This is a genomic window from Lacrimispora amygdalina (genome assembly GCF_003432035.1).
In the GTDB taxonomy this organism is placed as follows: domain Bacteria; phylum Bacillota; class Clostridia; order Lachnospirales; family Lachnospiraceae; genus Lacrimispora; species Lacrimispora amygdalina.
Genome location: NZ_QOHO01000056.1, coordinates 22669 through 34539 on the forward strand (window position 1 = coordinate 22669; position 11871 = coordinate 34539).

The 11871-nt window shown below is 42.8% G+C and carries 10 protein-coding genes; 8 read left to right on the forward strand and 2 right to left on the reverse strand.

The features are described from left to right. The first annotated feature begins 3 nt into the window (after positions 1–3). The 8 genes from DS742_RS17290 to DS742_RS17325 all read left to right on the forward strand — a co-directional run bounded on the left by DS742_RS17290 (position 4) and on the right by DS742_RS17325 (position 10800). Positions 4–2451 (forward strand): site-specific DNA-methyltransferase, encoded by a 2448-nt coding sequence (locus tag DS742_RS17290; RefSeq protein ID WP_205692771.1) that lies wholly within the window; start codon positions 4–6, stop codon positions 2449–2451. After that, positions 2448–4967 (forward strand): DEAD/DEAH box helicase family protein, encoded by a 2520-nt coding sequence (locus tag DS742_RS17295; protein WP_117418229.1) that lies wholly within the window; start codon positions 2448–2450, stop codon positions 4965–4967. Before DS742_RS17290 ends, DS742_RS17295 begins: the two co-directional genes overlap by 4 nt. Positions 4968–4989: 22 nt before the next feature. Beyond that, positions 4990–5601, forward strand: coding sequence for a hypothetical protein (locus tag DS742_RS17300; protein ID WP_242996556.1), 612 nt, complete (start codon positions 4990–4992; stop codon positions 5599–5601). A gap of 34 nt (positions 5602–5635) precedes the next feature. Beyond that, positions 5636–7408, forward strand: a complete 1773-nt coding sequence (locus DS742_RS17305) for a DUF262 domain-containing protein (protein ID WP_117418231.1) — start codon at positions 5636–5638, stop codon at positions 7406–7408. Positions 7409–7438: 30 nt separating this feature from the next. After that, on the forward strand, positions 7439–8119 hold the full coding sequence (locus DS742_RS17310; RefSeq protein WP_117418232.1) for a hypothetical protein: 681 nt from the start codon (positions 7439–7441) through the stop codon (positions 8117–8119). An 86-nt stretch (positions 8120–8205) separates the two neighbouring features. After that, entirely contained in the window at positions 8206–8598 is a 393-nt protein-coding gene (locus DS742_RS17315; RefSeq protein ID WP_117418233.1) for a hypothetical protein, read from the forward strand. 18 nt (positions 8599–8616) lie between these two features. Continuing rightward, entirely contained in the window at positions 8617–9801 is a 1185-nt protein-coding gene (locus DS742_RS17320; protein WP_117418234.1) for a hypothetical protein, read from the forward strand. Between the two features lie 72 nt (positions 9802–9873). Further along, positions 9874–10800 carry a macro domain-containing protein gene (locus DS742_RS17325; RefSeq protein WP_117418235.1) on the forward strand — a complete coding sequence of 309 codons (927 nt, stop codon included), beginning with the start codon at positions 9874–9876 and terminating at the stop codon, positions 10798–10800. On the opposite strand, the gene DS742_RS17330 is transcribed toward DS742_RS17325, so the two are convergent. Continuing rightward, on the reverse strand, positions 10771–11607 hold the full coding sequence (locus tag DS742_RS17330) for a GGDEF domain-containing protein (RefSeq protein WP_117418236.1): 837 nt from the start codon (positions 11605–11607) through the stop codon (positions 10771–10773). The genes DS742_RS17325 and DS742_RS17330 overlap by 30 nt on opposite strands. Positions 11608–11617: 10 nt before the next feature. Then, a partial coding sequence (locus DS742_RS17335; protein WP_341457652.1) for a hypothetical protein occupies positions 11618–11871 on the reverse strand: 254 nt, incomplete at its 5' end.

Here is an 11871-nt window from a genome sequence, read left to right on the forward strand (position 1 = left end):
CACATGGCACGTATTGGAAACCTACTGAGGCAAATCTCCGACCCGACACTGCGAGAGCAGTTGACAACCGAAGTAGATAGTCTCAAAAAAAATAAGAAGTTTGGGCTGGTGTTTGAGGAACACGAGCCGGAGTATACGCCGCTTTACGGTGTCGCCTTTAGGCGCGGGTCTTTCGTCGCCAGAAAGACTGGGAAGCTTACAGGTGTTTATATCGTGAAAAAGATGGACGGTGAGACCGCCATCTGTGAACACAAGAACTCGCACGAAATTGAAACCATACCGGTTGCGGAACTGGTATCCGTGGCACAATTCGGCGAGCCGATTTTTCCGTCGCTTGAGCCGATTGCGAAAGTGGAAAATGCGCCGAATGATAGCCTCTGGCACACGCTCATTGAAGCTGATAACTACCATGCCCTTCAGCTTTTGGAGTACCTTTACGAGGGACAAGTGGACTGCATATACATAGACCCGCCCTATAACACAGGGGCAAGGGACTGGAAATATAACAACGACTATGTGGATTCCAATGATGCTTACAGGCATAGCAAATGGCTTTCGATGTTGAAGAAGAGATTGCTGATAGCAAAGCGCATCCTTAATCCTGAAAATAGTGTGCTCATCATCACAATTGATGAGCGCGAATATAACAATCTGGGCATGCTTCTTAAAGAGATGTTCCCAGAAGCAACAATACAGATGATTTCAACTGTCATTAACCCTGCCGGAGTGACGAGAACGGGTGGATTTTCGAGGACAGATGAGTATATCTACTATGTAATGCTTGGTGATGCAAAGCCACAAGCATTGCCTTTATCTGATGAATGGCGTGGCAATATCAAAGGCGGATACAAGGATAAACTGCGCTGGAATGGACTTCAACGATCTGGAACTGGCATATTAAGGAGCGACAGGCCTAATATGTTCTACCCTGTTTTCATTAGTGAAGACGGAAAGCGAATCATAAGCGTAGGAAACCCAATACCGCTTGACGCGGACAGACAGCAAGTGCAAGTTCCACAAGGTACTGTTGCTGTGTGGCCAGTTTTCCCGGATGGTAAAGAGGGACGATGGCGCTTAGGTCGGGGGACGCTCTTACATCTGATAGATAAGCACTATGTAAAACTTGGCAAGTTTAGAGGAGAATCGACATCAATTACCTACCTTGCACGTGGTGAGCAAATGAAAGTTGAATCAGGCGATTTTCCTGTGATTGGCTATGCTGATGACGGTTCTGTTATTGTTGACGAAAGTGCATACAAAGCAAAATTTGTCCCAGGTACGCAATGGTGGATATCTTCTCACGATGCTACTCAAAAAGGGACAAAAATGTTGACCGCCTTGCTACCTAACGTTAGCTTCACATTTCCAAAGTCCCCATATGCTGTCAAAGACGCTATTAGTTTTTTCGTTTCTGATAAGTCTAATGCTCTTATCATCGATTTCTTCGCCGGTAGTGGAACGACTCTTCATGCTGTTAATTTGCTGAACGCTGAGGACAATGGAAAACGGCGATGCATCCTTGTAACAAACAACGAAGTCTCCGAAGCCGAAGCCCAAATATTGACTGAACGGGGATACCAGCCGGGTGATCCCGAATGGGAAAAGCACGGCATTTGCCGTTCGGTGACTTGGCCGCGCACGGAGTACAGCATCCTCGGCAAACGGGCTGATGGTACGGTGCTTTCAGGCGAATATTTTACAAACCAAACAACGACAAAAGAAGTCAATCGCTCGTTCTATCAGCTTGGCTTTGTTGAAAATCCTGCATCACTTACCCCTGCTGCGAAAAAGCAGATTGTTGCTCTTATCGGTAAGGATAAGCTGCCGCAGTCTCTTGTGAAAGCAGACAGCCGTTTTATTGTATCAGAGAAACATACAGCGTCCGTGTTGTTTGACCCTGATGCTGCTGATGAATGGCTCAATGCCCTTGAGGATCAGGAGCATATAACTGATTTCTATATCGTGGCAAAAGACAGCCGAACATATAATAACATCAGACAAAAGGTCGTGGATCTTCTCGGTACGGTCACGGTAACTGAACCGCTGAAGCGCCCGATGAGCGAAGGTTTCGCCGCTAATGTAGAATACTTCAAGCTTGGCTTTCTTGATAAAAACAGCGTGTCGCTCGGTCAGCAATTCGCCGAGATTCTTCCCCTGCTGTGGCTGAAAGCTGGAGCGATTGGCAAGCGCCCCGAGCTGGACAGTGCGGAACTGCCGAATATGTTGATTTTGCCGCAGAACTCTTTTGCAGTTCTCCTTGATGAAGACTGCTATGGCAAATTTGCCGAGGCTTTGCTGGAGACGAAAAATATTGGTACGGTATATTTTGTTACAAACTCTGAGGAAGCGTTCAGAGAAATGTCGGATGGTATTGGGATCGAGCAAACTTATCAGCTATACCGCGACTATATTGATAATTTCGTAATCGGGAGCAGGAGGAATAATCTATGAGAGCAACGTTATTTCCGTTTCAAGAATCGGCACTTGCCGACTTGCACGAGAAGATAAAAAAAGCACATGCCTATTGGAGTGAAAAAGATCCTCAGGTCATTTCGTTTACTGCTCCCACAGGTGCCGGTAAGACAATTATTATGACCGCTTTATTTGAAGATATTATCTTCGGCCATGCCTATGGCGTTGCGGAGCCGGATTCTATTTTCGTTTGGCTTTCGGATATGCCGGAACTCAATGAGCAGACACGTTTGAAAATTGAAAGCAAATCGGAAAAATTTCGCGCAAGGGACATTCGGGTAATTGACTCGACTTTCGATGCAGAGTATTTTGCCCCCGGCGGCATCTATTTTCTGAATACACAGAAGCTCGGTTCGGACAAGCTGCTCACGCAGAAATCCAATTTGCGCGAATATACGATTTGGGAAACAATTGCAAATACTGCGGAGCGTCAGCCCAAGTCCTTTTATGTTGTAATCGATGAAGCGCATAGAGGAACATTTACTTCCTCACAGGCCGAAAACAAAGCGCAATCTATCATGCAGAAATTTGTTAAAGGCAGTAAAGAAGATACTCTCCCCGTTATGCCGCTTATTATTGGAGTGACCGCTACACCTCAACGGTTTCAAAAGCTTGTGGCCGATACTACATCTACTATACAAAAAGTTGTCGTTCCTCCGGAAGATGTGCGAGAATCCGGCCTTTTGAAAGACAGAGTTATTATTCACTTCCCCGACATTGCAATCGGTGCCGATATGACGATGTTTAAGGAAGCGGTTGCCAATTGGAAGAAGAAATGTGAACGGTGGCAGTCTTATTGTGACCGCGAGGAAATTAAGAAACCGGTCCGTCCTGTTCTTGTCATTCAGGTTGAGGACGGAAATGAACGTGAAATCACTCAAACAGATTTGGATTCCTGTGTATCTATACTTGAGGACGCTATCGGGCGCAGACTTCAAGCCGGAGAAGTTGTTCATACATTTGATAAACATGAAACCATTAAAAGGCATGGGCTGGATATACGCAGGGTGGATGCTTCCCGCATTGAAGAAGATGAAAAGGCTCTCGTTGTGTTCTTTAAAATGAATCTTTCCACTGGCTGGGACTGCCCTCGTGCCGAAACAATGATGTCGTTCCGACACGCAAACGATTATACTTATATCGCTCAATTGCTCGGACGTATGATACGTACCCCGCTTGCCCGTCGTGTGGAGTCTGATGCCGAACTGAACAATGTAGGTCTATTTCTTCCTTTTTTTGATGAAAAAACAGTCAAAATGGTGGAGCAGGCATTGCGCGACAGCGAGGCAATTGTTCCTGCTGAAACCGGATCGCATAAGGAGCTTATCACCCTGAAACGTGATCCTGCATTTGCCGATGTATTTAGCGATATGAATTTAATAACCTATCGCATAGATTCCGCACGGAAACAACCCGCACTCCGCAGACTGATTGCGCTTGCCCGTGCGCTAACGCAGGACATGATTGCGCCTGAAGCTCGAAAAAGCACACTGAAAAAGGTACTTGATGAGTTTGAATCGGAAATAGCCGCATTGAAGAAAAGCGGCAAATTTGAGGAGATCTCTAAAGCTGTTACAGGCTTGGCGCTGCGAACGCTTACCATAGATTACGGCAGCGGCGCAGAAGGGACGACAGACAACATATCAGAAATTGTGGAGCTCTCAGAATTTGATATCAACAATCTCTTTGAACGGGCGGGAAAAGTGCTCGGTGAGGGTTTGCACAAGGAATATTGGGTCCGTCACGCTGTCCGTGATTTTAAGGATGTAAAAACAGAAATCATTGTGTTGACAAACGACAATGCAGCCATGGAGCGTCTTGAATCGTTTGCAGACAAGCTGTTCAACGAATTATATGACATGCATAAAACAGCATTCCGAAAATTGAAAGAGGATCGTAGAGATGCTTACAAAAAGCTGGCTCTATCATCAACGACCCCAATTGCTCTTGACTGGGAACTGCCCCCAACCATTGATTTTTTGATTGGCGAAGACGCTGTAATTCTGGAAAAACACCTCTACATCCCTTCTGATGGTGGTGAATTCAAGGTAAGCCTGAATGACTGGGAGCTTGGTGTTATCAGGGAAGAAATGAAGGATGAAAAGGGTGCTGTAGCATGGCTCCGCAACCTTGACCGTAAAAGGTGGTCATTGGAAGTTCCATACGAAGTGGACGGAGTGGTAACTTCGATGTTCCCTGACCTGATTGTTGTTCGAGCTGATGCACATGGATATGTTTTTGATGTACTTGAACCGCATGACTCAAGCCGTAAGGATAATTATCCGAAAGCCGTCGGATTGGCCAAATTTGCAGAGAAGCACGGAGAGCATTTCGGACGTATTCAATTGATCCGCAAGGTAAAAGGCGCGGACAAGCGAGATCACTTCTATCGCTTGGATATGGGAAAACTGAGCGTCAGAAATAGGGTTCGCGGTGTGACATCTAATGCCGAACTCGATAGAATCTTTAATGAGGATGCACAAACAGAGGAATAGGCTTCAAGAAGGAGGAAACATCGTGGCTAATTGTGAATATCAATATCCGGCGCTGGCCGTGGAAAAAAAGCATGGTGACGAGTGTTTCCTTAACGGCTGCTGCTCCGCTCATCTTGTAGACTTTTGGAGATGGGCATACTCCGACCTGATGGGAAATACGGAGCGTGGCAAACTCGCCGAGTACATTGTTTCTCTGGCAATGCACTGTGCCAATGGTGTTAGCGAAGGCTGGAGAGCTTTTGACGTGTTGACACCAGAAGGTATAAAAATCGAAGTGAAAACCTCAGCCTATTTGCAGAGTTGGGCGCAAAAGAGGATATCCAATATTCGTTTTGGCATCCGTGAAACTCTGGCTTGGGATTCGGTTACGAATACTTATGCGGAAATTGCTATGCGCCAAGCGGACGTTTATGTGTTTTGCGTTCAAAACTGCAAAGAACAGAAGTTGGTAAACCCGCTTGACTTAGCACAGTGGGATTTTTATCCCATTGCTACAGAAGCTCTGGACACTGCCGTTAGCAATCAAAAATCAATAGGGTTAAATACGTTATTGGCCCTTGGTGTCAAAAAGTGTTCTTTTACCGAGTTGCGCGACACAGTAATTTCATTGGCCAAGACGCCGATTGACAGATAATAACAATACGAATAAAAAGATTTGGAGGTACTTTATGGCTTTTCAAACTGCACTAACAATTAAGGAAACAATTTCCAATATACATAGCAAAAAATATTTGCTGCCGTCTATTCAACGTGAATTTGTCTGGGATGTAGACCAAATAACCCAGCTGTTTGACAGCCTGATGCTTGGCTATCCTATTGGTTCCTTTCTGTTTTGGGAGGTTAGCCCTGCTAACGTGAAGGAGTTTGTTTTTTATGAATTTCTTCGGAATTATCACGAACAGGAAAAGGATGGTCGGCACAATCCGAAAGCAAGTATTATCGGCAACGAGACCGTCACTGCTATTCTTGATGGCCAGCAACGCTTGACATCGCTGTATTTAGGATTAATGGGGACATACGCCTATAAAAAACCGTATATGCGGTATGACAATCCGAAAGCCTACCCGATAAGAAAGCTTTATCTGAACTTACTGAAAAAATCAGATGACGATGACTGGTTTTATGATTTTGCATTTCTTACTTCTGATGAGTGCGAAAATGACGATAGCCACTACTGGTTTTTCGTTGGGGATATACTGGGATTTGATAAACTGTCCGATGCGATGAAGTACCTCCAAAAAGTCAACAGCTATCTTGTTAAAATCGGACAAGGCTCATATGATGAGGAGAAAGCAGAATTTGCCACCGAAACACTTAGTAAACTGTGGCAAGCGATTCACGCCGATGGAACGATCAGCTATTATCTTGAAAAGAGCGATAAGCTGGACAAAGTCCTCAACATATTTATTCGTGTAAACAGCGGAGGAACACCACTCAGTTACTCCGACCTTCTCCTTTCCATTGCTTCTGCACAATGGGATGATCTGGATGCCCGTGAGGAAATTCATAGTGCCGTTGACGAAATAAACGCAATCGGCAGAGGATTCAATGTCAATAAAGATTTTATACTCAAAGCCTGTTTAGTCCTGTGTGATTTCCCTGACATAGCATTCAAAATTGATAACTTCAATCACACTAATATGATGAAGATACAGTCGGAATGGTCAAATATTATGGCTGCCCTGCGAGAAGCGGTGACCCTTGCTGCCAGACTGGGTTTTAACAGAGATAACCTGACATCAAATAACCTGTTCATACCTATCGCCTATTATATTAAACACATAGGCTTGCCTTCAAATTTTGCGGCATCACCCAAAAATGCTGAAAACGTTAGGACAATTAAAAAATGGCTTGTAAGCGCCATGCTGAAGCGTGTGTTCAGTTCCCAGCCTGATGGTGTCCTGCGCCCTATTCGGGAGATAATCGCTAAAAGTGATGGTTCGATCTTTCCACTTAAACATATTATTGAGCGGTTTAAGGGAACAAACAGAACACATGAATTCACGGATGCTGACATTGAAAATCTGCTGTATCTCAAATATGGACAAGGTGATACGCTGACAGTGATGTCGGTTCTCTACCCTTGGGCAGACTTGCACAATTTGTTTCATATGGATCACATTTTCCCAAAAGCAGAGTTCACAGAGCGCAAGCTTCGTAAGATGGGAGTTCCTTCGGATAGAATTTCAGATTTCTTGGAGAACTTCAATTACATAGGAAACCTTCAATTACTTGAGGGGCTGGACAACACATCAAAAACCAATAAAGATTTTAAGAAGTGGTTTGAGGATAACCTGCCTACAGAAGAGGCAAAGACTGCCTATCGGCAGAAACATCTGATACCCGACGGTGTTGATCTTGCGTTTACAAACTTCCCGGAATTTTTAGAAGCCCGTGAAACTTTAATAATTGATAGATTAAAAAAGGAACTGCAAGGATAGTTTGTGAGAAAAGAACTTGGGGGATAGACGATGGATTTGAAAATTGAAGAGCTGTGGCATTCTACCTGCCAAGACGATTGGCTGATTGCCGAAAATTGTTATTGGAATCAGGTTTCTAACGCCAATAGAAGTCTGGAAAAGTCGCTTGAAGTATTAAATCCAGATGATATAAAACAAATGAATGTTGAGACATTTTATCTCTTTCTCCACGATACTTACTTTGTCTGGAAATATACTGCCAAAAATCGGCTTGCCACCACCCGCGCACTGTTAAAAAGGCATTTGACTGACATCACAACACTGGCTGAGATTCAGAACGAATTGTTTTCTTTTGATAAAACACAAATTCGTACTGGACTTGAGATCGCAAGCAGGATTCGAGGTTTGGGTATCGCCGGAGCGTCAGGATTGCTTTCAGTTTTATTCCCTGATTATTTTGGAACGGTTGACCAATTTGTAGTGAAGTCCTTGCTGCGTATTGATGAGTTAAATGAACTTGAAAATCTTGTTCGGATGCGCCCGGAGGCGTTGACGCTTGCAGATGGCGTAATGATTGAACAGGTATTGCGCGCAAAGGCAGACGAATTGAATCGAATATTCCAGACTGGCACATGGACGCCAAGGAAAATTGATAAAATCCTTTGGGCCTATCGTGAAAAGAATGAAAATTCGCCTTCTTTGAACAAAAAGTTAAAATTTGAAATTACATAACAAAAATCGGTTTTAAGTTCACTTTTTTGGGAAAGAGAAGTATTGAAAAATTGTTGTAAAACAAAGAAAAGGAGCGCTAATTAATTATGAAAACCGTTTCTAATTTAAATGAATTAATCACGAACATCCAAACTTTAGATGGATACCTCAATGCTCAAGTTGATCCGGAATATGATTTTGCCCTTAACTTAATCAAAAACGGAACTTGCTTTGTTGCGATGGAAGATTCCAGCGTTTATAGATTTTATCCCAGTAGATTCATTGGTTACGCTGACAATTCAATGGACGCTCATTTGAACAACGTGGAAAAAGACGGGAAAGAGACTAATCCGGCTATATCAAAAATTTTGGGTGCCAAACCTTCGATTAATTCTATCTTAAATAAGGAATATGCAAGATACTGCGAAACATTGGGCTTTGAGCCACGTGATAAAGGCGCATTTGGAAGCGAAAGAAAGTTCTGGGTAATAGAAAAATGATTAACAGGAGCAAACACGATGTACGACTTAGATAAAATACTTGATGAAGTACGCACAAAGTACTATGCGTCAACGACTTTACCGCGCCCTAATATCTTATGGTCTGATGAACACTGGACAGCCATCAATGGCAAATACGATTTATATAATAATCAGATTACTATTAGCCGGGCATTAAATAGTAATGACATTTCTTATGAAGCTTTGGCATCCGTAGTTTATCACGAAAGCTTGCACCAGGATTTTGCAGACCATGACCGCAAATTTATGCTGAGGGCAAATAGATTTCCTAATTACAAGACATATTCAAAAGAGCTGGATGAATACCTTAGCGATTACTCACTTAACTTGGAATATGACAAAATAACAGCTGATTATTCAAAAGGTAAAAACGAGGTGGTTTTTGTTATCATTCCTTATCTGGAAGATTTTCAAAACGCCTTTACTTTTTATGATGGGAACATTTATATTGACACAGAAGCAGAAATTTCAAATGTTTCAAAAAGCAACTTGACAATCTTTCTGGTAGACAACGGAGAAAAATACCATATTGTTGCTTGGGCGGAAAATGCAGAGTTTTTTAAGTTTCAGAAGCAGATACTTCATGGCGATTTCGGAGGGCTTGACTTTTCTTATAGAATTTGGACTTTGAGGGATAATGTAAAAATTCTTTTTAACACAACATGTACCTATGCTATTGGGAAAAAAGCGTTTCCTGTTTCTTTAGAGGCTGACAAGTTTATCATATATGATATTACATCAGATGTAATACAAGAAGATTTAAAATATGTAAACTCATATTGCGAGGGGTTTTATGAGTTGGGAATGGCTCCTTTCGCAATAGAGATAGCCGCACCATATCTGCAGCTTGCATATAAGGAGTTGTATGCAATAGCTGTCAATGAGGTTGGGTTTCGGGGAGTATGGGCGGCAAATGCACTTTGCAAAATGGATTTGAATTATGATACGCTTTTTAATAGAGCTGATGCTCTGAGGGATAGCGGACTTATTACATTGGCTTATCATGAAATGAAAAAGGCGTATTCTTTGGCAAGTAAAAATTCTAACTGTGCCGTAGAATTAATTAAATTATGTGCTATGGTATCAGATTTCTCTCTCGGCAATCAGTTGATTAAAGAACTCTCTGGTTCGATTGCTGTAGATGAATATCTTGCCAACAGTATTGCCCATCTTCAAAAGTAAAGGCATTGTATAATTCAGCGACGTTAAAGAAGTAGATAAATAATGGTTCATAACAAAAGCGGAGGTGTGTTAATGCCGTTTACTATTGTCCGTCAAGATATAACAAAACTGAAAGTTGACGCCATCGTCAACGCAGCTAACACCGAATTGCAAATGGGCGGCGGGGTCTGCGGAGCGATATTTAAAGCAGCGGGAACAACGCAGCTTCAATCTGCCTGCGATAAACTCGCACCGATAAAGACTGGTGAGGCCGTTATCACGCCAGGTTTTGATCTTTCGGCGAAGTTTGTCATTCATGCGGCGGGTCCGGTTTATCGACAGTGGAATGAGGCGAAGAATGCGCAAGAGCTCCGTGCTGCATACACAAATTCACTGAAACGCGCCGTTGAAAATAATTGTGAAAGCATAGCATTTCCGTTAATTTCAAGCGGCATATATGGCTATCCAAAGGATAAAGCACTAAAAGTAGCTACCTCGGCTATTCAGGACTTTCTATCTGACCATGACATTGATGTGGCTCTTGTGGTATTTGATAAATCGGCGTTTAACATAAGCTGCGAACTGCTTGGTGAGGTGGACAGCTATATTGACGAGTACTACGCCGATGCGCATCCGCGCCAAACTCAACGGCGGGAACTGCTTGATGTGGAGCTGGAAGCCTTAGAGGAAGCCGATGAAAGCGCAAGTAAGTACAACGGACCTTTTTTAAAAGATCTGCTTGCTCCGTCCGTTGGCGCCCCTGCTCCACTTGACGATTTGGTCGGCAACCTTGATGAGCCGTTCTCGAAGACGTTGCTCCGCTTGATTGATGCCAAGGGTAAGACGGATGTGGAAGTCTATAAACGGGCAAACCTTGACCGCAAGCTATTCTCTAAAATTAGGAGCAACAAAGGCTATATGCCCAGCAAGCGCACAGCAATTGCCCTTGCCGTGGCGCTGGAGTTATCCCTTGACGAAACCGATGACCTTTTAAAGCGTGCAGGATATGCTGACAGATAAGCATTGATTGGCACAGGATTTCACTTTCAGTTGTGAGAGCGAAGCGAGAAGATTTTGTGCCATATTTATGACTTTTTCATCTTCGGTATCCTGAATAAAAATCAAAAATTCATCCCCGCCGATTCGTCCGATAATATCACTTTCCCTTTTAAAGCAACTTTTCATCTGAAGGGCAACCTGCTGTAGTATATGGTCACCCTTTAAATGACCTAATGTATCGTTATAGCTTTTAAAATAGTCTATATCGATCAGAAGTACCCCAACGAGTTTTCTTTCACGCTTGCAGATGTTTAAAGCTGCGGAGAGTGTTTGTTCCAGACCCTTTCGATTAAGCAGTTGTGTTAAATGATCCGTAGTTGCTTCCAGTGCCAAAGCACTCATTGTTTTATATTCACAAAGTAACATATGAATAAAATTTCGGGCTATTCTCATAGAAACTAAAAGTGTAGATATGTTGCAGAGTAACATCAGTAAAAACTCTTTGAGATATATTTTCCCTAAGCAAAATTCAATTGTTATATAAGCGGTCACAATTACAAATATTAGTACAATTCTTTGCCACGGAAGAACAAACAATATGGATAGTAAAATAAAAGCTATTGATCCAAAAACTGCGATTCGGATCACCGCAGATTCTGCTCCAAGTGATGGAACCAGCAACAGAATCGCAACTGCAATAATAAGCAATACCGATATTGCAATGCGTTGCTTGTTATAGTATTGTATTTTTTTCTTAACTTGTTTATCGTCAAAGCAGTGTGTTTTCATGGCATTCCTCGCAATATTTAAAAACTTTTCCTGAAGCATTTATACGTGCTTATTTGATCAGAGCATCTTTGGGGATACCAAACTGAGCGCGATAATTTAGGTGCTCCTGTTCCAGACGTTTCCATTCCATATCTGCAGTATGGAATTCAGACAAAGCCTTTTCCATTTCCGGTGAATCATATGGAATTTTTTTCTCCACCAATCGGCGAACCTTCTCTCGTCTCCTTTCTACAGTAATGCCTAATGTATATAATTTGCTTGCCTGTTTGATCAGTTTTCTTTGGTCGGTTGTAAAATGAAGTT

Bases quoted from the DNA above. Each gene is read 5' to 3' on its own strand.
- DS742_RS17305 (WP_117418231.1), top strand. From the start codon at position 5,636: ATGGCTTTTCAAACTGCACTAACAATTAAGGAAACAATTTCCAATATA.
- DS742_RS17320 (WP_117418234.1), top strand. From the start codon at position 8,617: ATGTACGACTTAGATAAAATACTTGATGAAGTACGCACAAAGTACTAT.
- DS742_RS17290 (WP_205692771.1), top strand. From the start codon at position 4: ATGGCACGTATTGGAAACCTACTGAGGCAAATCTCCGACCCGACACTG.
- DS742_RS17330 (WP_117418236.1), bottom strand. From the start codon at position 11,607: ATGCTTCAGGAAAAGTTTTTAAATATTGCGAGGAATGCCATGAAAACA.
- DS742_RS17295 (WP_117418229.1), top strand. From the start codon at position 2,448: ATGAGAGCAACGTTATTTCCGTTTCAAGAATCGGCACTTGCCGACTTG.
- DS742_RS17310 (WP_117418232.1), top strand. From the start codon at position 7,439: ATGGATTTGAAAATTGAAGAGCTGTGGCATTCTACCTGCCAAGACGAT.
- DS742_RS17325 (WP_117418235.1), top strand. From the start codon at position 9,874: ATGCCGTTTACTATTGTCCGTCAAGATATAACAAAACTGAAAGTTGAC.
- DS742_RS17315 (WP_117418233.1), top strand. From the start codon at position 8,206: ATGAAAACCGTTTCTAATTTAAATGAATTAATCACGAACATCCAAACT.